Below are 22,624 nucleotides of genomic sequence, written 5' to 3' on the forward strand. Positions count from 1 at the left end.
ACCCACGACCAGCAATGGCCGACGAGAACACCCCTGCCACCACCGCTGCCGAGGACGAGCCGCCGACCATGCGGATCGAGCCCGTCGGGCTCGAAACCGAGATGCAGCGCTCGTACCTCGACTACGCGATGTCCGTCATCGTCTCGCGTGCGCTGCCGGACGTGCGGGACGGCCTCAAGCCCGTCCACCGCCGCGTGCTCTACGCGATGTACGACGGCGGCTACCGGCCCGAGAAGGGCTTCTACAAGTGCGCCCGCGTCGTCGGCGACGTCATGGGCACGTACCACCCGCACGGCGACTCCTCGATCTACGACGCCCTGGTGCGGCTCGCCCAGCCGTGGTCCATGCGCATGCCGCTGGTCGACTCCAACGGCAACTTCGGTTCCCCGGGCAACGACCCGGCCGCCGCCATGCGGTACACCGAGTGCAAGATGATGCCGCTGTCCATGGAGATGCTCCGGGACATCGACGAGGAGACCGTCGACTTCCAGGACAACTACGACGGCCGCAACCAGGAGCCGACGGTCCTGCCGGCGCGCTTCCCGAACCTGCTGGTGAACGGCTCCGCGGGCATCGCGGTCGGCATGGCGACGAACATCCCGCCGCACAACCTGCGCGAGGTCGCGGCCGGTGCGCAGTGGGCGCTGGAGCACCCGGACGCGTCCCACGAGGAGCTGCTGGAAGCGCTGATCGAGCGCATCAAGGGCCCCGACTTCCCCACCGGCGCGCTGGTCGTCGGCCGCAAGGGCATCGAGGAGGCGTACCGCACCGGGCGCGGCTCCATCACGATGCGCGCGGTCGTCGAGGTCGAGGAGATCCAGAACCGGCAGTGCCTGGTGGTCACCGAGCTGCCGTACCAGGTCAACCCGGACAACCTCGCGCAGAAGATCGCCGACCTCGTCAAGGACGGCCGGATCGGCGGCATCGCCGACGTGCGCGACGAGACCTCGTCCCGCACCGGCCAGCGCCTGGTCATCGTCCTCAAGCGGGACGCGGTCGCCAAGGTCGTCCTCAACAACCTCTACAAGCACACCGACCTCCAGACGAACTTCGGCGCCAACATGCTGGCGCTGGTCGACGGGGTGCCGCGCACGCTCTCGCTGGACGCCTTCATCCGCCACTGGGTGACGCACCAGATCGAGGTCATCGTCCGGCGCACCCGCTTCCGGCTGCGCAAGGCGGAGGAGCGGGCGCACATCCTGCGCGGTCTGCTCAAGGCGCTGGACGCCATCGACGAGGTCATCGCGCTGATCCGGCGCAGCGACACCGTCGAGATCGCGCGCGGCGGCCTGATGGACCTGCTGGCGATCGACGAGCTCCAGGCGAACGCCATCCTGGAGATGCAGCTTCGCCGGCTGGCCGCGCTGGAGCGGCAGAAGATCCTCCAGGAGCACGACGAGCTCCAGGCGAAGATCAACGAGTACAACGCGATCCTGGCCTCCCCGGAGAAGCAGCGCGCGATCGTCAGCGAGGAGCTGGCGGTGCTGGTGGACAAGTACGGCGACGACCGGCGCTCGCAGCTGGTGCCCTTCGACGGCGACATGTCCATCGAGGACCTGATCGCCGAGGAGGACATCGTCGTCACGATCAGCCGCGGCGGCTACGTGAAGCGCACGAAGACGGACGACTACCGCTCGCAGAAGCGCGGCGGCAAGGGCGTGCGGGGCACCAAGCTCAAGGAAGACGACATCGTCGACCACTTCTTCGTCTCCACCACCCACCACTGGCTGCTCTTCTTCACCAACAAGGGCCGGGTCTACCGGGCCAAGGCGTACGAGCTCCCCGACGCCGGCCGGGACGCCCGCGGGCAGCACGTGGCCAACCTGCTGGCCTTCCAGCCGGACGAGCAGATCGCCGAGATCCTGGCGATCCGCGACTACGAGGCCGTGCCGTACCTGGTGCTCGCCACCAAGGGCGGTCTGGTGAAGAAGACGCCGCTGAAGGACTACGACTCGCCCCGCTCGGGCGGCGTGATCGCGATCAACCTCCGGGAGACCGAAGACGGTCGCGACGACGAGCTGATCGGCGCCGAGCTGCTGTCGGCCGAGGACGACCTGCTGCTCATCAGCAAGAAGGCCCAGTCGATCCGGTTCACTGCGACGGACGAGGCGCTGCGTCCGATGGGACGAGCGACGTCGGGCGTCAAGGGGATGAGTTTCCGCGAAGGAGACGAACTCCTCTCGATGAATGTCGTCCGGCCCGGTACGTTCGTGTTCACCGCCACCGACGGTGGGTACGCGAAGCGGACCGCCGTCGACGAGTACCGCGTCCAGGGCCGCGGCGGCCTCGGCATCAAGGCCGCCAAGATCGTGGAGGACCGCGGGTCGCTCGTGGGCGCCCTGGTGGTCGAGGAGTCCGACGAGATTCTGGCCATCACCCTCGGCGGCGGTGTGATTCGCACGCGAGTCAATGAAGTCAGGGAGACCGGGCGTGACACCATGGGTGTTCAACTGATCAACCTGGGCAAGCGCGATGCCGTGGTGGGCATCGCCCGGAACGCCGAGGCCGGTCGCGAGGCCGAGGAAGTCGACGGAACCGACGTCGAGACCGAAGTCGGAACCGATGTCGGCGCCGAGGGAACCGACGGGGCCCCGCAGACCTCTGAAGAGGTCAGGGGGATCAGTGGCGAGGCCGGCGACGGTCCGGCCGAGGCGGCAGCCGAGGGCACCACGCCCCCGGCCGGTGAGCACGAGGAGTAGAGCGTGAGTGGAGCCACGGGAGCCGGTCCGGCGGCAGCTGCCGGAGCTACTGGAGCGAACGGTCCCCGTGGCTCTGCCACGGACTCCCAAGGAGTTGCGGTGACAGACACGCGTGACGGCCAGTCCCCGGTCTTCGGCGGCGAACGCCCCAAGCCGCGTCCGTCGGGCCCGTACCGTCCGCCCCAGGCGTACCAGACGCCCCAGGAGGAGGACCCGGACGGCGCGGTGCGCATGCCGCGCACGGGGGCGCGCACGACCCCGCGCACGCGCAAGGCGCGCCTGCGGGTGGCGAAGGCCGACCCGTGGTCCGTGATGAAGGTCAGCTTCCTGCTCTCCATCGCCCTGGGCATCTGCACGATCGTCGCCTCGGCGGCGCTGTGGATGGTCATGGACGCGATGGGCGTCTTCTCGACGGTCGGCGGCACGATCAGCGAGGCGACGGGCTCGAACGAGAACAACGGCTTCGACCTCCAGGCGTTCCTGTCCCTGCCGCGCGTGCTGATCTTCACCTCGGTCATCGCGGTGATCGACGTCGTCCTGGTGACGGCACTGGCCACGCTGGGCGCCTTCATCTACAACCTGTCGGCGGGCTTCGTGGGCGGCGTGGAGCTGACCCTGGCGGAAGACGAGTAGCAAGCCCGAATCCGCTGCTCGCAGCGGGTCGCGGGGCGGTTCCGGGGCCGTTCCGGACCGGTTCTGGACCGGTTCCGGCACCGCCCCGGGGCCGTCGCGCCGGCCCCGTCGGGAACGGATTTGGGAGCAGCGCCGGACGTGCGCTAATCTTCAGAGGTCAGCGCGCAGCGCGGCGGGGCTATAGCTCAGTTGGTTAGAGCGCATCCCTGATAAGGATGAGGCCACAGGTTCAAATCCTGTTAGCCCCACATTGACGAAACCCCCGATCCATGAGGATCGGGGGTTTCTGTTTGCACATGAATTCCGTCGGCGGCTCGGATGCTGGCCGGGCCGTCATGTCCTTTGCTCGGGGTGGCGTCGTCTTTCGGCGATCGCGTAGCGGGCGAGGGTCTTCACGTGTTCCGCGAGCTGTATCAGGTATTCGCCGGGCGGGGTGGGGCCGGGGCCTTCCGCGGCGGCTGTTTGGGCGCGGTGGATGTCGCGGAGGAGAACGTGTTGGTGGCCGCCCGCGGGGAGGCTGCGGGCGTACGCCTCGGCCGGGGCGGCCAGTACGGAGATGTGGGTCCGTAGGCGGTCGCGTAGGGCCACTTCTTTGTCCGGCAGCGCCTGGGCCACCGTCCATGCCAACTGCACGTCTCGCGTGACGTCAACCAGGCTCACGCCCACTCGCCCCTCGGCCATGGCATCCATGGAACCGGCGCGGCGGGGCGTGGACCAGGACGCCGTGCGGCCATTGAGCGGCCATCGGACGGCCGCCGCCAACTCGGTGCACACCTACGGCCAAAGGAGGCATGGAGCGCGCGTCGGCGGAGGCGTACCTTGGACACGTGGCGAGCCCAGACACCAACAGGAAGTTACGGACGGCCCGGATCGAGCAGGGGTGGCACTCCCAGGAGCAGGCCGCCGAGGCACTGAGCACCATCGGCCAGAACATCCTGGAGGACCCGCACTTCTGCATCAGCGTGCGGACGTACCGCAGATGGGAGTCCGCGACGCCGGGCTGGCCGCGTCCCGACACCGCCACCGTCCTCAGCGCGGCGTTCGGGTGCAGCCCCGCTGACTTGGGATTCACGCCGTCGGCCGGCCGGCCCCCCGGCCCGGACGCTAGGGAGGACCCTTTGAAGCGCCGCAACTTCCTCGCAGCCGGGTCGGCGGGCGCGCTGGCCGCGGTCAACGCCGCGCCCGCCGGAGCCGTGGCCCACCGCCGCGTCGATCCCCAACTCGTCGGCTACTTCAGCCAACAGCTCACCGGGCACGCCGCGGCCGACATGTTCCTCGACCCCCGCGACCTGATAGGGACCGTCGGGGAGCAGCACCGGCTCATCGCCGGCCTTGCGCGCACGGCCGACGGGCCGGTGCGCGACGACCTGACGCGGGTGGGCGCCGCCTACGCCGTACTCGCCGGTTGGCTCCACCAGGACGCCGGCGACTGGACCGCGGCGCGTTCCTGGCACGCCTCCGCGCTGGCCGACGCGCAGACCATCGACGACCCGGACCTCCACGCGTACACCCTGGCCAACCTCTCCTACCTGCACACGGAGATGGGCGACGGGCGGGCGGCCGTCGCGCTGTGCAGCCGCGGCCTGTCGCTGCCCGGAATTCCTCCGGTGGCGCGGATGCAGTTGATGTACCAGCAGGCGCACGGTCATTCGCTGCTCGGCGACCGGGGGGCCGTGGACCGTCTCCTCGACGCCGCCGAGACCACCGCCCGGACCCGGCCCGAGCAGCCGCCCGCGCCCTGGAACCGTACGGCGGCGATCACGAACTCGCTGTTCTTCGACATCCAGCGCGCGACTTGCTACGGGCGGCTCGGCCTGCACGTGCAGGCGCAGCCGCTGTGGGAGCGCGTGACGTCCGCCGTGCCCGACAGCGCCCGCCGTCGCGCCGGCATCTACCTCGCCCGGCAGGCCAGCGCGCACGTCGCGCTCGGGGACCCGGAGCAGGCGCTCGTACTGGCCGCCGAGTCGGCGCAGATCGCGGCCGAGTCCGGGTCGGTGCGTCACCTCGGTGAACTGGCCATGTTGCGGAGTCACATGAGTCCGTGGCAGAAGGGCCCCTTGGCCGCCCAGCTTGAGCTGGCCTTCCAGCCCGTTTCGGGGTGATGGCACCCGCCGCAGGTGCCGCGTCAGGGACGGGCTCCGTGGGAGACTTCCCGCCTCCGGCCTGGTGTTCGAGGCCGGGTTCGCGTACGTCGGGGAGGGACCTTGAGACGGGGCAGGAACCGTACGGCTTTGGGCGCGGTCGTGGGGATGGTCTTATTGGCCGGCTGCGAGGGGAGCGCAGCGGAGGGGAAGCCGGAGACGAAGGCGTCGGAGGCGTTGAAGGTTCCGCCTTTGCCGTCGCCCCTGGTGAAGACGGGGGAACAGGTCGTGGACGACTTCGAGTTCGCTGTGCAGGGGCTCGCCGAGGCCCGGACGACCGTCATGGAGGAACGCGAGGACGGCAGCCCTTGCGGGGTCGCCGCTGTCGGCTTCACGAAGGCGGTTGCCGGCATCAGTGACGCTCAACTCGTCGTCGATCGGCTGGTGCAGAGGGGTTGGCGGGACGGTGGTGACATGCCGGCTGACGGAGGGACGGTGAGAGTCGCCCAGGCCGGCGAGTCGAGGATCTTCGTGACCGGATCGGCAGTGCCTGAGGAGTTCACGGCCCAGGCCGGCGCCAACAAGGGGGTCGTCACCTTTCAATGGATGGCGCGGTGCGGCCCCAAAGAGGAGATCCCGCCCGAGGACGGGCCGCCGCCGAAGCCTCAGTGGGAATGACTCGGGGAGACCTTGTTCCCCAGCGTTCCTATGTGCTCGATGAAGACCGTGACCCAGTCGCCGGGGGCGAGTTCGCCCGCCCCCGTGGGGGTGCCGGTGAGGACCACGTCGCCCGGGGCCAGAGGGGTCGTCGCGGTGATGTGGGCGAGGAGCGGGGCGACGGGGGCGGGCAGGCGGGCGGTGGTCGACTCCTGGCGGCGTACGCCGTTGACCATGCTGCCGATGCGGAGTGACGCCGGGTCGATGCCCGTGACGATCCAGGGCCCGAGGGACAAGGAGTCGGGCGTGAGGGCGTTGGCGCAGGTGTAGCCGAAGACGCGGGAGTCGCGGCCGATGACGACGGCCAGCTCGGCCGCGTAGCGCGCGGGCGGGTCGACGGTCGTGTGCGGGTTGACGGGGGTGGGCGGAGGGCTGAGGGAGAAGTGGGGGGAGCACGGGGGCGTAGTGCGTCGGGGCGGGTCCGAGGGGGCGTTGGCGTAGGCGTCCCGGACCGCCACCACCCGTCCCGGCAGCAGCGGCGACAGGAAGTGGACCTCCTCCATCTCCAGCAGCTCGCCCGTCGGTGACGCGTCCGTGCGGACCGGGTCGTCGCTCAGGACCTCGATCGGGGTGACGTCGTCCACGGTGGGTGCCACGCGGCCGAACCGTGCGCGGCCCAGGTGTTCGAAGCGTACGTACCGCTGGCGTTCCATCTGCTCAACTCCGTTGGCCGGCCGTCGTCGTGGGGAGCGCAGTTCATCAGGGCGGCGGGGTGCTCAGCAAGGTGAAGCCGAGGCCGGAGATGACGAGGCCGGTGGGGCTGAGGGCGGTGGGGCTGTGGGCAGTGGGGCTGTGGAGCGCGGTGTTGCGGTGGCGCGCCGTGTGCACCAGGCGCTCTGTGGTGTCTCGGCTCGTGCTGCGATGACTCAGTTGGAGAAGAGGCCCAGTGTCGCGTCGAGGGACCACGTCTGCCAGGCCATGCCGAAGAGCGCCACCACTGCGATCAGCGCCATCATCAGGTTCTGGCCCTGTTCCGCCCAGTCGTGGACCATCAGTACCAGGTAGATCAGGCTCAGCAGCAGCCCGCAGGCGAGGGCGATCGGGGTGAGGAAACCGGCTACGAGGCCCAGGCCGAGGGCCAGCTCTGCGTAGGCGACGACGTACGCCATCGTGCGCGGGTGTGGTCTCACCACGGTGTCGAAGCCCTTGCGGACGACGGGCCAGCGGTGCTTCTCCGCTATGCCGCCGGCCCAGGCGATGCCGCCGCCCTTGAACCACTCCTTCTTGTCCTTGTGGCGCCAGCTCTCCAGCCACCACAGGCCGAGCCCGATGCGGAGCACCGCGAGCCACTGGGCTCCGTCGAGCCAGATCGTGTCCATCCGGGCTCCTTCGTGTGGCGTCGTCGACTTTCCCGACGGGTTTTCCTGATGGGTCGTCAGTTCAGCGGAGGCGGGGCGATGGCGCAAGGGGTGCGGCGGGTGCTTGCCCTCTTCGACCGGCCGGCCGTAGCCTGAATCTGATGGGTCGTCAGATGGGAGTGTGATCGGCGTGGTCGACAAGGCGAACGGCGACAAGGACCTGCCCAGGGTCATCAGCGTGGACGATCACGTGATCGAGCCGGCGCACCTCTTCGAGACCTGGCTGCCGGCGAAGTACCGGGAGCGCGGGCCGCAGCCCTTCACCGCGGGGATCGGGGAGTTGGCGTACGTCGGCGGGAAGTACCGCTTCACCACGGACCCGGACGGGCAGCTCACCGACTGGTGGCGGTACGAGGGCGAGATCTTCCCGTACAAGCGCATCATCGCCGCCGTCGGGTTCTCCCGGGACGAGATGACCTTGGACGGGATCACCCGCGAGCAGATGCGGCGCGGCTGCTGGGACCCGAAGGCGCGGCTGGCCGACATGGACCTGAACCACGTGGAGGCGTCGCTGTGCTTCCCCACCTTCCCCCGCTTCTGCGGGCAGACCTTCGCCGAGGCCGGGGACAAGGAGGTCGCGCTCGCGTGCGTGCGCGCGTACAACGACTGGATGGTGGAGGAGTGGTGCGGCGACAGCGGCGGGCGGCTGATCCCGCTCTGTCTGATCCCGCTGTGGGACGTGGAACTCGCCGTCGCCGAGATCCGGCGGAACGCCGCCCGCGGGGTGCGCGCGGTGACTTTCTCCGAGATACCGACGTACCTGGGGCTGCCGTCGATCCACTCCGGGTACTGGGACCCCTTCTTCGCGGCCTGCGAGGAGACGGGGACGGTGGTGAACATGCACATCGGGTCGTCCTCGCAGATGCCCGCGGCCTCCCCCGACGCACCGCCCGCCGTCCAGGCGTCGCTGAGCTTCAACAACGCCATGGCCTCGATGATGGACTTCCTCTTCAGCGGGGTGCTGGTGAAGTTTCCGCGGTTGAAGCTGGCGTACAGCGAGGGGCAGATGGGGTGGATCCCGTACGCGCTGGAGCGGGCGGACGACGTGTGGGAGGAGCACCGGGCCTGGGGCGGGGTGCGGGACCTGATCCCCGAGCCCCCGTCCACGTACTACTACCGGCAGATCTTCTGCTGCTTCTTCCGGGACAGGCACGGGATCGAGGCGATCGAGCGGGTGGGGGTGGACAACGCGACCTTCGAGACGGACTACCCGCACGTGGACTCGACGTGGCCGCACACCAAGGAGGTGGCGGCCGAGCACGTCGGCGGGCTGTCGGACGAGGTGGCGTACAAGCTGCTGCGCGGGAACGCGATCCGGATGCTGGACCTGCCGTTCGACCGGGGGCGGGGGGTGTGAGCGGTGGGCTGGGAGTGGAGCGGTGCGCTCTGGGTGGAGCGGTGCTCTGAGGGTGGGGCGGTGCTCGTGCTTCGGAGCACTGCTCACGCCGCGAGAGCGGGACTCAACACCGAGAGCGCTGCTCTCGGTGTTGAGCGCCAGCCTTGGGGGCGAGCACTGCTCTTGGCATAGAGCAGCGCTCTCGGGGGCGAGTGGTGCTCTCGGCATAGAGCAGCACTCTTGGGGTTGAGCACCGCTCTTGGAGGCGAGCAGCACTCTCGATGTGGAGCGCCGCTCACCGCGTGGAGTGCCGCTCTCCGCGTGGAGCGCTGCTCTCGGCGTGGAGCACCGCTCACCCGTGCATGTGGGCGCCCTTGAAGACCTTGTCGACCGCGTTCTTGGGGCCGTACGCCGCCAGGCCCACCAGGTTCAACTGGTCGCGGGGCACTGCGCGCACCGCGGCGCGGTTGTCACGGTCGTTGCCGGTGGCGAACAGGTCCGCGGTGAAGACGGAGCACGGGAGCGAACGAGCCACGGCCCGCTGGTGCGCCGTCGTCAGCAGTTCCTTGCCGCCCTCGAAGACCAGCACGGGCTGTCGGAACATCGGTAGGTACGGGGTGTCGTCGGCGTCCGCGTACGGTTCGCCGATCACCTCGGGATGGCGGGTGCCGAGGCCGCTGACGAGGAAGGCGGTCACGTTGAGTCGTTGCCAGGCGGCCAGGTCGGTGCGGAGCAGTACGGCGATCTTGGTGTCGAAGCGCACGGGGGCGTCGTCGTTCGTCATGCGCCCAGCGTGCCGACGGGCGGCCGGGCCCTTCTTGTACGTTCCTGGCCACTTGCGGCCGACCGCGGCCGCCCGCGGCCACCAGTGGGCAGGCGCGGTCAGCCGCTGCCGGTTGCCGCCGGCCGTTCCGCCGCTGATCAGCCGTGGGTGGTGCGCAAGGGCACGCAGGTCACCGATCGGTATCGGTCGGTGTGTATAGTCGGGCGCCAGAAGTCCTCATTCGTCATACGCATACGTCAAGGAAAGACGAGGTCGCGCGGTGAAGAAGCTTCTCCTGGTCGCACTGGCCGCCATCGGCGGGCTCCTCGTGTACCGCCAGATCCAGGCGGATCGGGCCGAGCAGGACCTGTGGACGGAGGCGACCGACTCCGTGCCCGCAGGTTCGGGTTCGAGTGTCTGAACGCTCAACTGTTCTTCCGCAAAGCCCCGGTTGCTCGATCTGAAGCGACCGGGGCTTTCTGCTGCCCGCGGTGAGGGCCGGGTCGTCGAGGTCAGGCCGCTTGGCCCAGGGCCCAGAAGCCGACGGCGAAGCAGATCAGGGCGAGGAACAGCACCGGGACGGCGACCTTGGGCGGGGGGCCGGTGCGCTTGCGTCTGCGCTCGTTGCGGCGGCGCTCGGCCCGGGAGAGCGGGGCTTGCGGCTGCGGTGCGGTGTACGGGCGCGTGTGCGGCGTCTCGTACCGGGCGCTGTGACCGCCCTGGCTGCCGTGACCGCCGTGACCGCCGTGGCCACCGTGCGCGTCGTACTGCCGTACGGCCCGGGGCGGTGGCGCGGGGGCCGGTGTGGGCGTCGGTGTGGGATCCGGGGTTGGTGACGCCGGGGGTACGGGCGGGAGCGGCGGCGGGGGAGTCGGGGTCGGCGGCTGGCTCGGCGGCGGGGGCACCAGGAGCCCTGACGAAGGAGACGACGGATGTGACGTCTGCGGCGGTGGTGGTACGGGGGAGGCGGGAGTGACGCGAGATGGTGGGACGGGCCCTTGCCCCGTGGGCCCGTTCGGGCCGAAGCCCGTGGGCAGCGGCTCCAGTTGGTCGAAGATCTCCACGGGTTCGTCGTCCGGCCCCGTGTCCGGCAGCGCGTCGACGGCCGCCAGCAGGGCCTTGCGTGCGCCCGCCGCCGAACGGAAACGGTCCTCCGGATCCGGCTGGAGCAGCCCCGCCAGGACCTGCCACAGGGGCTCGGGTATGCCGAGGGGGGCGCTCGGGGTGCCGTGCTCGGCGAAGTGGTCCACCAGTGCGCCGGCGTCCGGCTTCTGGCCCTGGAGGAGGTAGAGGCCGACCAGTCCGACCGCGAAGAGGTCCGCGGGGAAGTCGGGCTCGGCGCCGGCCATCTGCTCGGGGGCGAAGTAGCCGGGGGTGCCGACCACGTAGTTCGCCTCGGTCAGCCGCGGCTCGCCCTTGCGCATGGAGATGCCGAAGTCGGAAAGGCGCAGGTGCGGCCGGCCCGTGCCGGTGGCCTCCATCAGGATGTTCGCCGGTTTGATGTCGCGGTGCACCACGCCTTCCGCGTGCACCGCGGAGAGCCCGGACAGCAACTGGTCGAGCAGGGCGCACACGTAGTGCGGGGGCAGCGGGCCGTAGTCGCCGATCACGTGGGCCAGCGAACCGCCGCCGACCAGGTCCATCGTGAAGAGGACCTTGTCGTCGTCCGCGGCCCAGCTCGCGGGGGCGAGGACGTGCGGGTGGTCGATCCGGGTGGCCTGCTCGCGCACGAAGCGCAGAAGGGTGTGCGCGTCGCCCTGCTGGAGCACCTTGGCCGCGACGTAGCGGCGGCGCCGGTGGTCCCAGGCGCGCCACACCGCGCCCACGCCACCGTGCCCGATCGGGTCGATCAGCTCGTACCGAGCGGCGAAGACCTCACCCATGGTGCCGTGCCCGCTCCTCGTTCCGTCATGAGGCGTTCGCGCCGCCCCGCATCGCCTCGCCACTGCTGTGAGTCACTGCCGTGCGTCGTGCGTCGTGCGTCGTGTGCTGTGCGCCGGGCTCGGTCGCGCGTCCGGCGCGGCCGGTTCAGCTCTGGTGGGACTCGTAGTGCGCGACGGCGTCCGCCGTGCGCCCGGCGCCGTACACCCGGAGGAACTCTGCCAGCTCCGGGTGGGTGGCGGCGAGGGAGTCGGCGGCGTCGATGATGTCCCCCGCGGCCGACACGGACCGCAGCAGCGACTGGATCTCCCGCACCACCCGGCGCACGGTCGGAGCGCCCGAGCTGGTGGTGGTCTGGCTGGTGCCGGTCAGTACGGACCCGCCCTGCGACTTCTTGATCTCGTCCATCCGCCCCGTCGCCTCCACGGCGCTCACGCTGCCGTCCGCGACCTGTCCCGCCAACTCCTGGAGCGCCTGCACCCGCTGGACGACCGCGGGGTTCCCGATCTTCGCCCGCTGGCCGCTCATCAGCTGGGACAGCATGGGGGCGGACAGTCCGAGCACGGCCGCGAGCCGCGCCTGGTTCAGCCCCAGGTCGTCTATGAGTCGTCGGAAGAGCGCACCCAACGGTTCCCCGTACCAGCTGCGCTGCAGCTCACGTGCCCTGGCGGTCGTCTCCTGCTGAGCGGCGTCCATGCGCGTCTCCCCATCGCTTCCCCATGCGGGGCTTCCCACGGCTGGCTTCGCTGCTGCGAACCACGCCGTGCATCTTACGGAGAGTGGTTGCGCATCGGGAGTCCCAATCCTTTTGCAGGATGGGCGGGGGTACCCGGTATTCTGGTGCCCGGCGACGGTCGGGGCGATGACGGTGTTCATCGGTCCCGTTCTTCGTTGGTCCGGGGCCTTAGCTCAGTTGGTAGAGCGCTGTCTTTGCATGGCAGATGTCAGGGGTTCGACTCCCCTAGGCTCCACATCCCGAGAGGCCCTCTGAACTGCGGAAACGCAAGTCAGAGGGCCTCTTTGTGTCATTGGCTCGGCTCCGACGGGCCGGCGGTCGAGCGGCAGTCCCCGTCGGGTTGACGGCTGTGTCCCACTTCGCAGCGCAGGCGGTGCCGGGGCCGGAGATCCGGCGCTTGCCTCGTCGCTCGTTCAGTTCTTCGGTTCGGTCCGGCGCCAGTGGTTGTTGGTGGTGTGGTCGCCGGCGAGCCAGCGGGCGAGGTCGGCGTGTGCTGTGGTGCGTCGCTCGGCGTCGATCTTCTCCACGTCGGGGTGGTCGACGGCGAACTCCAGGATCAGACCGTTCGGGTCCGTGACGTACAGCGAGACGCAGAACCCGTGGTCGATCACGTGGGCGTTCGATTCGGCGTGGCCGGCCGCGGTGATGCGCTGGAGCAGGGCTTCCTGGGCGTCCGCCTCGACCTTGAAGGCGATGTGGCGCGCGGGGGTGGAGTTGATGTCGGTCTTGAACTCCTCCTGGTGCTCGGGGTCGGCGAACTGGAAGAAGGCGAGGGCGCTGCCGTCGGCGAGGCCGTAGAGGGTGTGGCTGTAGGCGCGTTCGGCTCCGTACAGCACCTCGCGTTCGGTCCAGGTGGCTATCAGGGGCAGGCCGATCACGTCCTCGTAGAAGCGCCGGTTGGCTTCCTGGTCGTCGGTGATCCAGGCGTGGTGGTGGAGGCGGAGCGGCAGGGTTTGACTCATGTCGGGTCATCTCCGTTGGTCGGCTGGGGCGTTGGGTCGAAGGTCGGGCCAAACGTGGGGCCGGATGCGGGCCGGATGCCCGGGTGGTCGTCGTCGCTCCTGACCAGCATGCAACCCGGATTGGTTGAGTGTTAAACCAATTCGAGCCATTGTTCGCCGGGGTGCGGGCGCGGGCCGGGCGGCGACTTCGAGGGGGTGTCCGTGCCGGGGTGGGCGTCATGGCGCGGTCTGCCGCGTCCTGGGGTGTTCTGCGTCTACTTGAGGTGTTCTGCGCCTTCTCCGGAGTCTTTCCGGGGTCTCCTGAGGGGTGGACGGGGCGGCAGTCGTTTGAGGGTTTGCCGCCCCGATGCGTTCCGCTCGTGCGGCCGTGGGTCGGTGCTGAGGGCATTCGATGGCCATTTGGCTTCCCGCATTTCGAGGCGGCGGAATCCATGGTCCTCGTGCGGTGCGCTCAGGGCGCGGTCAAGCAATCCGGTCGCGTTTTCGGGTATCGCCGTCACGCGGTTCGGGGAAGTGGATTAACTCGTCCGGCCTGGGCGAATTTCCTGTGAATTCTGCTTATGTCAGTCCGGTGCCAGGCACTCGGTGTATGGGGTAATGATCATGGTGTGCGGCTCCGGTTCGGGCTCTGTGGTCGACCTGACACGGCGGCGTTACCTTGCCTGATGAGAGCTCGATGAGGGGTTGTTGGGGGCCCGGCGGCGGGTGCGTGGCGGCCTCCTGTGGCGCGCGGGAGGCATTAGTTGGATGGTATTCTGGTCAGGCTGGGCACTGAGATCTGGTATTGCCGGACATCTAGTGGCGGCGAAGACCAGAGTTCATCCACGTGAAAGGAGACGGGGGTAAGGGTCCGTAGCCCCTGCTTCCCTTAAACGCCATGAATAACCCCTCTGACCTCGCTACCGAAGGTATAAACGCCGACGACCTGTGCTCCTACGCGGTCGACGTCTGGGTCAGTGACCACAGCATCCTCACTGATGAGCAGCGTCTTCTCGAAGTGCTGCGCACGGCCGCGGAAAAGGGCAACGCAAAGGTCCTCGGCGAGGCGTCCCACGTCTTTCCCAACGGCGCCGTGACGGCGATCCTGCTGCTCTCCGCCTCGCACCTCAGCATCCACACCTGGCCCGAGTACAGCCTGGCCAACGTCGATCTGCTGGCCTACGGCCGGCTCAACGGCGAGCGGATGATGGAGAGCGTGGAGCTCGGGCTCTCCCCCACGAAGATCAACGTGACCCGCATGCTGCGGGCCGTTCACTGACGTCACCGAGGCCCGCCACCGAGGCCACTGTCTGACTTCAGCGACCGTTCCGCGCCGTTCTCGCGGCTCTGCTGGAATTTCTTCCCCGTGCGCGGTGCGGTTCGCCCCGCGCACGGGGAGAACGCGGTCGTGGATAACGCATCGACTGCCAGTGCCCGTCAGGACCGACTGACCGTCCCCCTGCCCGATGCCTTCGGCATCGATCCGTCCCCGACGCTCCGCCGGCTCCGAGAAGAGGAGCCGGTGGCGTTGGCCCGGACCGTGAACGGGCACGAGGTGTGGCTCGTGACGCGCTACGCCGACGTGAAGACCGTGCTGTCCGACCCGCGCTTCTCCCGCGCCGAGGTGGTGCGGCCCGGACGTCCGTACGCCGCCGCCACCCCGCCCCGCACCAACACGCTGCCCGCGATGGACCCGCCCGAGCACACCCGGCTGCGTGGCCTGGTGACCGCCTCCTTCGCGCACCGCAGGATCGAGCAGCGGCGGCAGTGGGTGCGGGAGCAGGCGGACCGGTGCGTGGACGAGTTGGTGGCGGCCGGTGCCCCCGCGGACCTCCAACTCCACCTCGCCACGCGGCTGCCGCTGCGGGTGATCTGCGAGCTGCTGGGCGCACCGGTGGCGGACGAGCCCGCGATCCGGGAGTGGACCGAGGCCATGTACAGCCTCGAACCAGACACGGCCCGGGCCGCGAACGACGCGTACGACGCCCTCCTGACGTACATGGCCGCGCTGGTCGACGAGAAGGAGCGGGTGCTGGCCGCCCCGGCGGCCGAGCCGGCCGACCTGCTGGGCGAACTGCTGCGGACCGCCAAGGACAGCGACCGCATCAGTCACGACGAGCTCGTCCACTTCGGCGTGACGATGCTGGTCGGGGGGTACGAGACGACCGCCAACCAGATCGGCGCCTTCGTCATCGACCTGCTGCGGCGGCCCGCGCGCTGGGAGTCGCTGCGGGCCGATCCAGCGCTCCTGCCCGACGCGATAGAAGAGCTGCTGCGCAGCAACATGCTCAGCGAGACGGGGCAGGTCCGCGTCGCCCTAGAGGACGTGGAGCTGTCGGGCACGCTGATCAGGGCCGGCGAGGGCGTGATGGCGCACATCGGCGCCGCCAATCGCGACGCGGACGTCTTCACCGCACCCGACGAGATCGACTTCCGGCGCTCCGAGTCGACCCACCTCACCTTCGGGCACGGCATCCACTACTGCCTCGGCGCGCACCTGGCCCGCGTCGAGCTCCAGGAAGCGCTCGGGGTGCTGCTGAGCCGGCTGCCCGGGCTGCGGCTGGCGGTGCCGGCGGAGGACATCGTGTGGCGCCGCAGTTTGCTGCGCGGTCCGCAGGCCGTTCTGGTCGCCTGGGAGGAGTGAGGCCCCAGCCGTACGGAGCGGTCGTACGAAGCGGTCGTACGGGCTGGTTTTACGGGCCGGTTGTACGGGCCGGTCGTACGGAGCGGCCGTACGGCCGGTCGTACGCATCGGGCTATCGGACGCTCCGGAGCGCGGGACCCGCGTCCCGCTCTTCGAGCGCGACGCCGCCGCGCCCGATGACGCAGACCGCCGCGGGGTGCCGGCCGGCGACCACCGTGTCGACCATGTCCAGCTCGCGGGGGAGGTCGGGGCGCTCGGGCCAGCTCACGACCTCGGGCGCCTGCTCGGGGGAGGTGACCTCCAGTTGGCGCAGCGGCACGTGCAGGCCCGTGCCCCACGCCTTCAGTGCGGCCTCCTTGCGCACCCAGTAGCGCAGGAAGGCGCCGGGGAGGTCGGCCGGCGGGCGGTCGTGCAGCGCGGCCAACTCCGTGGCGGTCAGCACGCGCGGGGCGAGGACGGCCACGTTCCGTGCGCCGCCGTTGCCGTTCCTGCCGTCGTTTCCGTTGCCGCTTCCGTCGTCGAGCTGGCTGATCTCCTCGACGTCGAGGCCGATCTCGGCACCGGGGCAGAAGGCCACCCCGACCGTGTCGCCGCCGTGGGTCACGGAGAAGCGGACGTCGGCGAGCGGCGGGGCACCGGGCGCGGTGCGCGAGAGGTCGAGCGCGACCTTGCCGTGCGGACCGCCGCAGCGCGGGCAGACCCGCTTCAAGGGGACCTCGACGGGCGGCAGCCCGAGCCGTTCGCCGAGCACCAGCCGGCTCACAGCGCAGCCCACGAGGAAACGCCGGGCGCTCGCCGGGTCCGTCGTCGCCGCGTACCGGGCGCGTTCCACCGGGTCGAGCAGCCGGACGAGCCGGTCGTGCCCGTCGTCGGCCCGGGCCCACCAGACCTCGACGGCGCGCGGTGTCCGGGCGGGCTCCGTCACGGCGCGGCCTTCGGCTGGTGCATCCGGTTCACGGGATTCGTTCGGTTCACCGGATTCGTTCGGTTCATGCGGACGTCCTTCGGCGGACCGGGTTCTGTACGCACATGGTTCCCCAGCCCTCCTCGTTCGTGCTGCCGAGTGCTGCCGTCGCGCTCCGGACGATCATCGTTTCATGGGATGGGGGTGCCTTACACTCCGGAGGCATGTCACAACACCCCGTAAGGTCCATGTCAAGGCGGTCGCCGAAGGCGCTCGTCCCGACCGACCGGCCGACGAGGCTGCCGCACGTGGAGTTCGACGCCACGGCGGTGCGCTTCCTCGGGGACGCGGTCGACCCCGAGGTCTTCCCTCCGTCGGAGGCGGAGCTGTGGCACACCTGCGACGGCAGTCGCCCCCTCGGCTCCTGGGATCCGGCGGACCGGGAGCGAATAGCCCGCTGGCACTCGGCCGGTCTGGTGGTCGCGGTGCCGGCCCCGCGGGCGGCGCCGGCACGGGCGCTGACCTTCCTCTCCCCCCACCCCGACGACGCGCAACTCGCCCTGGGAAGCACGGTGTTCCGGTTCGGCGGGCGCGTCGTCGACGTGTTCTCGGACGAGACCTGGACGCGTCGCCCGTACTACCGGGAACGGCCCGCGCTCGCCTCCCGCATGTTGATCGAGGAGGAGCGGGTGTCCTGCCGGGTGCTCGGCGCGGGGCTGACGCTGTTGGGGCACCTGGACGGCGAGAGCCGGCCCGCCTGGCGCGACGGCTTCCTGCTGGGGCCGGCGCCGACGGTCGACGTGCGGCGGGCGGAGCCGGAGCTGTTCGAGCGGATCGTCCTCGACCTGGCGCGGGAACTGGCCGACGCCTCGCTCGTGCTGGTGCCGCTGGCCGTGGGCGGGCACGTCGACCACGTCATGACGCGCGAGGCGGTGTTCGAACTGGTGGCCCGGGGGGCGGTGGCGGCCGGGCGGATCGCCTTCTACGAGGACATGCCGTACGCGCTGTTCGGCGACGCGCGGGCCGACGCCGCCCGGCTGGCCGCCGCGTGGGGCGGGGCCGCGCTGACGCCGGTGCTCGTCCCCGGGTCGGACCTCTCCGCCGAGGTCAAGCGGGAGGCCCTGTGGCCGTACCGGCTCCAGGTCATGGAGCCGATCACCAACCGGATCGTCCGGTACGGGCGGGGGCTCGCGTCGACGGACGGTACGGGCGGCGCGGGCGGGTTCGCCGAGCGCGTCTGGGCGCCCGCGGAGTCCGTCGCGGCGGTACGGGAACTCGCCGCCTGCGCCCCCTAGTGCTGTGACCGGAAGGTCCGGTGCGCTTCCCTGCGCGGACCCCAGCGCCACCTGTTTCGCTGCCCCCGTCACTTGTCTGCGGGCTGGAGACGGGGGTCTTGGGGGCGCTGGGGTCCCCCCACGCCCGCAGGGCGTAGGGGGCGGAACTGCGCGACAAGCCACCCACCGGGCCGCACAGACCAACGCTCCTGCAGGGAAACGGCGGCTACGTCCCGAATCGGACTCTGCGGACATGACCCAGGTCCTTCCGCACCTGCCGGCCCGCCGGGCGTGCCCCGATGCCGACCTCAGCCCGCCGGGCGTGCCCCGATGCCGTCGAGGAGGAACTCCAGGCCGGTCGCGAAGTTGGCGTCCCAGTCGTCGTCGGCGATGTAGTTGTTCGCGGCCACGGTCGGGTACTGGTCGCGCCGTTCGGCCAGGTACGCCCGGCCGGCCTCCGCCTCGTCGGCGGAGAGCTGGAGGTTCGACTGCACGGCCGTGGACCCCATCACGTGGTTGTAGAGGACCCACGTCGCCGCGTTGAGCCGGGTGCCGCTCAACCCGGCGCGCTCCAGCGCGGACTGGAGGAACTCCATCCAGGCCAGGAAGTTCGGGCCGAGCAGCGGCCGCTGACGAGCCGGCACCGAGGCGGCCCAGGGGTGGCGGAGCAGGGCCCGGCGCCAGCCGTCGAGCAGCGTGGTGACGTCGTCCCGCGGACTCGCGCCGTGGCGGTCGGGGACCGCGGTCTCGCCGAAGATCGCGTCGACGGCGAGGTCGACGACGTCGTCCTTGGTCGCCACGTGCCAGTACAGGGTGGTGGCACCCGCCTGGAGGCGCTCGGCCAGCCGGCGCATCGTCAGCCGGTCCATGCCCTCCTCGTCGAGGAGCGCGACGGCGGCGTCCACGATGCGCTCGCGGGTGAGCGGGGGCTCTCCCTTCTTGGCGCGCGTGGGTCGGATCCAGACGTTTCCCGGCGGGTGGCCCGGCGTGCTTCTCCTGCGCTCTCCGGCAGCGATGACGTTCACCTCCAGTCGACGCGCATCGGGGTGCTGCGCGTCGTCGCGGACGAGTTTTGCACGGTCGGGGCGGTGGGCTGCGCCGTGTGCCGGCTTCCCGGCCGCGAGCGGCGCCGGCCCGCCCGCGCGCCGGCCGATCGGCGTCGCCCGCTGGCCGGATATCGCCCTTCCGCGGGCCCGACCGGGGCGCGGGGATGCCGTACCTTTGGCCGCCACTAGACCAACGTTCGAGTGGATCGACCGACGTACGAGGTCGACCGAAGGCGGGAGGGCGCACGGTGACCGGGACACAAGGGACGCACGGGATGCGGCGGGACGACGGCGGGGGCACGGATAGGAGTACGGGGAAGGCGACGTGGGAGCCCGGTGCCGAGGGCGGGGTGGACACCGAGGAATCATCGGCCGCCTCCGCGCGGCGCTGGTGGGCACTGCCCGTGGTGAGCCTCGCCCAACTGATGGTCGTCCTGGACGTGACCATCGTGAACATCGCCCTGCCGTCGGCCCAGGGCGCCCTGGGGATCAGCGACACCGACCGGCACTGGGCCGTCACGGCGTACGCCCTGGCCTTCGGCGGTCTGCTGCTGGTCGGCGGCCGGGTGTCCGGCGCGCTGGGGCACCGACGGGCCTTCGCCGTCGGCCTCGTCGGCTTCGCGCTTGCCTCGGTGCTCGGCGGCGCCGCGAACGACGCGGCGATGCTCTTCGCGGCCCGCGCCGCCCAGGGCGTCTGCGCTGCGCTGCTGGCCCCGGCCGCGCTCTCGCTGCTGGTGCTGACCTTCACCGACGGGCCGGCGCGGGCCCGGGCGTTCGGGGTGTTCGCCGGCGTCGGCGCCGGTGGCGCGGCGCTCGGGCTGGTGGCCGGCGGACTGCTCACCGAGTACGCCGACTGGCGCTGGTGCCTCTACATCAACGTGCCCATGGCCGCGCTCGCCCTGCTCGGCGTACCGCTCGTACGGCGCGACCGGCCGAGCGGCGACCTGCGCCGGCTCGACGTCCCCGGGGTGCTGCTCAGCACGGCGGGGCTCGTCGCCCTGGTCTACGGGTTCACGGAGGCCGAGCCGCACGGCTGGGGCGACCCGAAGGTGCTCGCCCTGCTCGGCGGCGGCCTCCTGTTGCTGGGGCTGTTCGTCCGGGTGGAGGCGGTGTCGCGGCGACCTCTGCTGCCGCTGCGGATCCTGGCCCACCGGGCGCGCGGCACCGCGTTCGTCGCGGTCTTCGTGATGTACGTGTCGATGTTCGGCTGCTACCTCTTCCTGAGCTACTACACCCAGACGGTGCTCGGGTACTCCCCCGTCGAGGCCGGGTTGACGCTGCTGGTCAACGCGGTGAGCACCACGGTCGGCGCGATGGTGCTCGCGCAACGGCTGCACGGGCGCCTCGCGCCCGGCCGGCTGATCGGGGGCAGTCTGCTCTCCGCCGCCCTCGGCATGCTGGTCCTCACCCAACTGGCGGTGGACAGCTCACGGGTCTTCTTCGTCTTCCTCACCCCGTCGATGGTGCTGACCGGGCTGGGCCTCGGCTGTCTGCTGGCGGTGGCGACGAACCGGGCGACGGTGGAGTTGGCGCCGGCCGATGCGGGCGTGGCCGCCGCGGCGTACAACACCGTGCAGCAGGTGGGGGCGGCCTTCGGCACCGCGCTGCTGAACTCGATCGCCACGGGTGCCACCGCGTCGTACCTGGCGGACCACGGGCCGGGCGCGCTCAAGGCCGGTACGGTGCACGGTTATGCGACGGCCCTGTGGGTGGCCTTCGGGATCCTGGCCGGCGGGGCGCTGCTCGTGGCCCTGCTCTCCCGTGCAGCGCCCTCCCGCGGCACGCCCCTCCGTGATGACCGTCCCGCAAGGTGAACTCCCGCAAGGTGAACTCCCGCGATGCGCCCTCCCGTGAGCGCCTCCGGCGGTGACCGTCTCGGTCCGCGGCGGCGGCTGGTCGAGTAGCCCGGGCAGCCCCGTCCCGGATGCCGGCGGCGGGGCGACACGGCAGGGTGACGATGAGCAGGACGTACGTACCGGGCTGCCCTGACCGTGTTCCGGGCCGTCCCCCACTGCCCGCGGACCCACCCGCGCGGAGCACCGCCGCGCAGACAAGGACTGGCCATGGTCGTGACCCACCACCGGCGCCCGCAACCGCGTCCCGGTCGACGCCGGTCGGCCCGCCGTCGTCGGCTCGTCGGCGGTACGGGGGCTGCGCTCCTGGTCGTTGCGCTCGCCGGCTGCTCGGGGCTGGGGCGTACGGCCGTGGGCCCGTTGGACTACGAGACGCAGCGGGCGGTCCATGTGAAGGTCAACAGCCCCGAGGTGACGGGGTGCCACCGGCTGGGCCCCAACGGTGCGGTGTCGGTGGAGAACGGCACGCTGGTGGACGCGATCATGTACCCCAGCGCGGACTGCTCCGGGGGTGACACCGTCTATGTGGCGACCATGACGTCCGATGTGATCGCCCCGGGCGAGGGCCCCTGGCGGAGCTACAGCTTTGTGCACTGAGCACGGGATGCAGGCGATGCACGCGATCGGGGATGTTCCACGTTTCACGTGAAACATCCCCGATCTGCGTGGGACGAGCCGTCGGCCGCACCCCATGTGGGCCATTGGGTCGCTGGCCTGCTGGCGCTTACTTCGGGTCGCGGTTGAAGAGCGACTTGGACCAGACGTAACCGAGCACCGCCAGCGCCACGCACCAGGCCACGGCCAGCCACCCGTTGTGGCCGATCTCGGTGCCGAGCAGCAGTCCGCGCAGGGTCTCGATGGCCGGGGTGAAGGGCTGGTACTCGGCGATCGGCTGGAACCAGCCCGGCATCGCGTCGACCGGGACGAAGGCGCTGCCCAGCATCGGCAGCAGCATCAGCGGCAGGGCGTTGTTGCTGGCGGCCTCGACGTTCGGGCTGGACAGCCCCATCCCGACGGCCACCCAGGTCAGCGCCAGGGAGACGAGCGACAGCAGTCCGAAGGCCAGGACCCACTCCAGCACGGTGGCGTCGGTGGAGCGGAAGCCGATGGCGACGGCGACGGCACCGACCAGGGTCACGCTCATCACGCACTGGAGCACGCTGCCGATGACGTGTCCGATGAGCACGGAGCCGCGGTGGATGGCCATGGTGCGGAAGCGGGCGATGATGCCCTCGGTCATGTCCATCGCGATGGACACCGCGCTGCCGATCGTGGTGCCGCCGATGGTCAGCATCAGGATGCCGGGGAAGACGTAGGCGAGGTAGTCGGAGCGGTCGGCGCCGCTGCCCCCGATGCCCGAACTCATCGCGCCGCCGAAGATGTAGACGAAGACCAGCAGCAGCATGACCGGCGTGAGCAGCAGGTTCAGCGTCAGGGACGGATAGCGGCGCATGTGGAGCAGGTTGCGGCGCAGCATGGTCGTCGAGTCGCGGAGGGCGAGGGAGAAGGTGCTCATCGGACGGTCTCCTTGGACTGGTTCGGCTGGCTGGGGACGGTGTTGCCGGTCAGGGCGAAGAAGACGTCGTCGAGGTCGGGGGTGTGGAGGGTGAGTTCGTCGGCTTGGACGTTGGTGGAGTCGAGCCAGTCGAGGATGGCGCGGAGCTCGCGTTGGCTGCCGTCGCTGGGGATCTGGAGGGCGAGGGCTTCGTCGTCGCGGGTGACGTCGGTCAGTGCGGTGGCGGCGCGCTGGTAGGCGGT

At 70.6% G+C, this 22,624-nt stretch carries 22 protein-coding genes, 2 tRNA genes and 1 pseudogene; 13 read left to right on the forward strand and 12 right to left on the reverse strand.

What is annotated here, in order from left to right; translation table 11 throughout:
• The first annotated feature begins 14 nt into the window (after nucleotides 1–14).
• The 3 genes from gyrA to ACH4E8_RS23735 all read left to right on the forward strand — a co-directional run bounded on the left by gyrA (nucleotide 15) and on the right by ACH4E8_RS23735 (nucleotide 3,580).
• A complete protein-coding gene (gyrA, locus tag ACH4E8_RS23725; protein WP_398451249.1) occupies nucleotides 15–2,699 on the forward strand; it encodes a DNA gyrase subunit A in 2,685 nt (894 codons plus the stop codon).
• Between the two features lie 3 nt (nucleotides 2,700–2,702).
• A complete protein-coding gene (locus ACH4E8_RS23730) occupies nucleotides 2,703–3,332 on the forward strand; it encodes a DUF3566 domain-containing protein (protein ID WP_398451251.1) in 630 nt (209 codons plus the stop codon).
• Nucleotides 3,333–3,506: 174 nt separating this feature from the next.
• A tRNA-Ile gene (locus ACH4E8_RS23735) sits at nucleotides 3,507–3,580 on the forward strand.
• 85 nt (nucleotides 3,581–3,665) lie between these two features.
• On the opposite strand, the gene ACH4E8_RS23740 is transcribed toward ACH4E8_RS23735, so the two are convergent.
• Entirely contained in the window at nucleotides 3,666–3,992 is a 327-nt protein-coding gene (locus ACH4E8_RS23740) for a DUF6415 family natural product biosynthesis protein (RefSeq protein WP_398451253.1), read from the reverse strand.
• Nucleotides 3,993–4,159: 167 nt separating this feature from the next.
• On the opposite strand from ACH4E8_RS23740, the gene ACH4E8_RS23745 reads away from it, so the two are divergent.
• Nucleotides 4,160–5,434, forward strand: a complete 1,275-nt coding sequence (locus tag ACH4E8_RS23745; RefSeq protein ID WP_398451255.1) for a Twin-arginine translocation pathway signal — start codon at nucleotides 4,160–4,162, stop codon at nucleotides 5,432–5,434.
• A 129-nt stretch (nucleotides 5,435–5,563) separates the two neighbouring features.
• Nucleotides 5,564–6,091, forward strand: a complete 528-nt coding sequence (locus ACH4E8_RS23750) for a hypothetical protein (RefSeq protein ID WP_398451257.1) — start codon at nucleotides 5,564–5,566, stop codon at nucleotides 6,089–6,091.
• On the opposite strand, the gene ACH4E8_RS23755 is transcribed toward ACH4E8_RS23750, so the two are convergent.
• Genes ACH4E8_RS23755 through ACH4E8_RS23765 form a run of 3 tightly spaced genes read right to left on the reverse strand, consistent with a single transcriptional unit; the run spans nucleotide 6,079 to nucleotide 7,449 of the window.
• Nucleotides 6,079–6,783, reverse strand: coding sequence for a fumarylacetoacetate hydrolase family protein (locus ACH4E8_RS23755; RefSeq protein ID WP_398451259.1), 705 nt, complete (start codon nucleotides 6,781–6,783; stop codon nucleotides 6,079–6,081). The two genes, ACH4E8_RS23750 and ACH4E8_RS23755, sit on opposite strands and share 13 nt — an antisense overlap.
• Before the next feature lie 46 nt (nucleotides 6,784–6,829).
• The gene (locus ACH4E8_RS23760; protein WP_398451261.1) at nucleotides 6,830–6,958 is read right to left on the reverse strand and encodes a hypothetical protein; all 129 of its coding nucleotides are present in this window, start codon (nucleotides 6,956–6,958) and stop codon (nucleotides 6,830–6,832) included.
• A 38-nt stretch (nucleotides 6,959–6,996) separates the two neighbouring features.
• Nucleotides 6,997–7,449 (reverse strand): DoxX family membrane protein, encoded by a 453-nt coding sequence (locus tag ACH4E8_RS23765; protein WP_398451263.1) that lies wholly within the window; start codon nucleotides 7,447–7,449, stop codon nucleotides 6,997–6,999.
• Between the two features lie 160 nt (nucleotides 7,450–7,609).
• Here ACH4E8_RS23765 and ACH4E8_RS23770 point away from each other — a divergent pair, with 160 nt between their 5' ends.
• Nucleotides 7,610–8,845 (forward strand): amidohydrolase family protein, encoded by a 1,236-nt coding sequence (locus ACH4E8_RS23770; protein WP_398451265.1) that lies wholly within the window; start codon nucleotides 7,610–7,612, stop codon nucleotides 8,843–8,845.
• A 331-nt stretch (nucleotides 8,846–9,176) separates the two neighbouring features.
• Here the strand turns inward: ACH4E8_RS23770 and ACH4E8_RS23775 are convergent, their stop codons facing one another.
• The gene (locus ACH4E8_RS23775; protein WP_398451267.1) at nucleotides 9,177–9,608 is read right to left on the reverse strand and encodes a DUF2000 family protein; all 432 of its coding nucleotides are present in this window, start codon (nucleotides 9,606–9,608) and stop codon (nucleotides 9,177–9,179) included.
• Nucleotides 9,609–9,867: 259 nt separating this feature from the next.
• Between ACH4E8_RS23775 and ACH4E8_RS23780 the strand changes: the two genes are divergently transcribed.
• On the forward strand, nucleotides 9,868–10,008 hold the full coding sequence (locus ACH4E8_RS23780) for a DLW-39 family protein (RefSeq protein ID WP_361536351.1): 141 nt from the start codon (nucleotides 9,868–9,870) through the stop codon (nucleotides 10,006–10,008).
• Between the two features lie 91 nt (nucleotides 10,009–10,099).
• On the opposite strand, the gene ACH4E8_RS23785 is transcribed toward ACH4E8_RS23780, so the two are convergent.
• Together ACH4E8_RS23785 and ACH4E8_RS23790 are read right to left on the reverse strand one after the other, a co-directional pair.
• Nucleotides 10,100–11,470, reverse strand: a complete 1,371-nt coding sequence (locus tag ACH4E8_RS23785) for a serine/threonine-protein kinase (protein ID WP_398451269.1) — start codon at nucleotides 11,468–11,470, stop codon at nucleotides 10,100–10,102.
• 145 nt (nucleotides 11,471–11,615) lie between these two features.
• On the reverse strand, nucleotides 11,616–12,164 hold the full coding sequence (locus tag ACH4E8_RS23790; protein ID WP_398451271.1) for a helix-turn-helix domain-containing protein: 549 nt from the start codon (nucleotides 12,162–12,164) through the stop codon (nucleotides 11,616–11,618).
• A 202-nt stretch (nucleotides 12,165–12,366) separates the two neighbouring features.
• Between ACH4E8_RS23790 and ACH4E8_RS23795 the strand changes: the two genes are divergently transcribed.
• Nucleotides 12,367–12,439: transfer RNA gene (locus tag ACH4E8_RS23795), tRNA-Ala, on the forward strand.
• A gap of 178 nt (nucleotides 12,440–12,617) precedes the next feature.
• Here the strand turns inward: ACH4E8_RS23795 and ACH4E8_RS23800 are convergent.
• Nucleotides 12,618–13,166, reverse strand: a complete 549-nt coding sequence (locus tag ACH4E8_RS23800; protein WP_398451273.1) for a VOC family protein — start codon at nucleotides 13,164–13,166, stop codon at nucleotides 12,618–12,620.
• 877 nt (nucleotides 13,167–14,043) lie between these two features.
• Here ACH4E8_RS23800 and speD point away from each other — a divergent pair.
• Nucleotides 14,044–14,424: an adenosylmethionine decarboxylase gene (gene speD, locus ACH4E8_RS23805; protein ID WP_398451275.1), complete on the forward strand. Its 381-nt coding sequence runs from the start codon at nucleotides 14,044–14,046 to the stop codon at nucleotides 14,422–14,424.
• A 129-nt stretch (nucleotides 14,425–14,553) separates the two neighbouring features.
• Nucleotides 14,554–15,789, forward strand: a complete 1,236-nt coding sequence (locus ACH4E8_RS23810) for a cytochrome P450 (RefSeq protein ID WP_398451277.1) — start codon at nucleotides 14,554–14,556, stop codon at nucleotides 15,787–15,789.
• 112 nt (nucleotides 15,790–15,901) lie between these two features.
• Here the strand turns inward: ACH4E8_RS23810 and ACH4E8_RS23815 are convergent, their stop codons facing one another.
• Entirely contained in the window at nucleotides 15,902–16,714 is an 813-nt protein-coding gene (locus ACH4E8_RS23815; RefSeq protein ID WP_398451279.1) for a 4'-phosphopantetheinyl transferase family protein, read from the reverse strand.
• A gap of 227 nt (nucleotides 16,715–16,941) precedes the next feature.
• On the opposite strand from ACH4E8_RS23815, the gene ACH4E8_RS23820 reads away from it, so the two are divergent.
• Nucleotides 16,942–17,988 carry a PIG-L deacetylase family protein gene (locus tag ACH4E8_RS23820; RefSeq protein WP_398451281.1) on the forward strand — a complete coding sequence of 349 codons (1,047 nt, stop codon included), beginning with the start codon at nucleotides 16,942–16,944 and terminating at the stop codon, nucleotides 17,986–17,988.
• Between the two features lie 287 nt (nucleotides 17,989–18,275).
• Here the strand turns inward: ACH4E8_RS23820 and ACH4E8_RS23825 are convergent, their stop codons facing one another.
• Nucleotides 18,276–19,199 (reverse strand): TetR/AcrR family transcriptional regulator, encoded by a 924-nt coding sequence (locus ACH4E8_RS23825; protein ID WP_398451283.1) that lies wholly within the window; start codon nucleotides 19,197–19,199, stop codon nucleotides 18,276–18,278.
• Nucleotides 19,200–19,438: 239 nt separating this feature from the next.
• Between ACH4E8_RS23825 and ACH4E8_RS23830 the strand changes: the two genes are divergently transcribed.
• The gene (locus tag ACH4E8_RS23830; RefSeq protein ID WP_398451317.1) at nucleotides 19,439–20,827 is read left to right on the forward strand and encodes an MFS transporter; all 1,389 of its coding nucleotides are present in this window, start codon (nucleotides 19,439–19,441) and stop codon (nucleotides 20,825–20,827) included.
• A gap of 249 nt (nucleotides 20,828–21,076) precedes the next feature.
• Nucleotides 21,077–21,463, forward strand: a complete 387-nt coding sequence (locus ACH4E8_RS23835; protein WP_398451285.1) for a hypothetical protein — start codon at nucleotides 21,077–21,079, stop codon at nucleotides 21,461–21,463.
• A gap of 127 nt (nucleotides 21,464–21,590) precedes the next feature.
• Here the strand turns inward: ACH4E8_RS23835 and ACH4E8_RS23840 are convergent, their stop codons facing one another.
• Both ACH4E8_RS23840 and ACH4E8_RS23845 read right to left on the reverse strand, forming a co-directional pair.
• Nucleotides 21,591–22,382 (reverse strand): ABC transporter permease, encoded by a 792-nt coding sequence (locus ACH4E8_RS23840; RefSeq protein WP_398451287.1) that lies wholly within the window; start codon nucleotides 22,380–22,382, stop codon nucleotides 21,591–21,593.
• Nucleotides 22,379–22,624 (reverse strand): annotated as a pseudogene (locus tag ACH4E8_RS23845) (ABC transporter); the annotation flags it as partial. The pseudogene ACH4E8_RS23845 and the gene ACH4E8_RS23840, both read right to left, overlap by 4 nt.

The sequence above is a fragment of the Streptomyces sp. NPDC017979 genome (assembly GCF_044328175.1).
Classification (GTDB): Bacteria; Actinomycetota; Actinomycetes; order Streptomycetales; family Streptomycetaceae; genus Streptomyces.

Coding starts and splice junctions, on each gene's coding strand:
- gyrA (WP_398451249.1), top strand. CDS start 15: ATGGCCGACGAGAACACCCCTGCCACCACCGCTGCCGAGGACGAGCCG.
- ACH4E8_RS23755 (WP_398451259.1), bottom strand. CDS start 6,783: ATGGAACGCCAGCGGTACGTACGCTTCGAACACCTGGGCCGCGCACGG.
- ACH4E8_RS23765 (WP_398451263.1), bottom strand. CDS start 7,449: ATGGACACGATCTGGCTCGACGGAGCCCAGTGGCTCGCGGTGCTCCGC.
- ACH4E8_RS23775 (WP_398451267.1), bottom strand. CDS start 9,608: ATGACGAACGACGACGCCCCCGTGCGCTTCGACACCAAGATCGCCGTA.
- ACH4E8_RS23785 (WP_398451269.1), bottom strand. CDS start 11,470: ATGGGTGAGGTCTTCGCCGCTCGGTACGAGCTGATCGACCCGATCGGG.
- ACH4E8_RS23790 (WP_398451271.1), bottom strand. CDS start 12,164: ATGGACGCCGCTCAGCAGGAGACGACCGCCAGGGCACGTGAGCTGCAG.
- ACH4E8_RS23800 (WP_398451273.1), bottom strand. CDS start 13,166: ATGAGTCAAACCCTGCCGCTCCGCCTCCACCACCACGCCTGGATCACC.
- speD (WP_398451275.1), top strand. CDS start 14,044: ATGAATAACCCCTCTGACCTCGCTACCGAAGGTATAAACGCCGACGAC.
- ACH4E8_RS23820 (WP_398451281.1), top strand. CDS start 16,942: ATGTCAAGGCGGTCGCCGAAGGCGCTCGTCCCGACCGACCGGCCGACG.
- ACH4E8_RS23830 (WP_398451317.1), top strand. CDS start 19,439: ATGGTCGTCCTGGACGTGACCATCGTGAACATCGCCCTGCCGTCGGCC.
- ACH4E8_RS23835 (WP_398451285.1), top strand. CDS start 21,077: ATGGTCGTGACCCACCACCGGCGCCCGCAACCGCGTCCCGGTCGACGC.
- ACH4E8_RS23840 (WP_398451287.1), bottom strand. CDS start 22,382: ATGAGCACCTTCTCCCTCGCCCTCCGCGACTCGACGACCATGCTGCGC.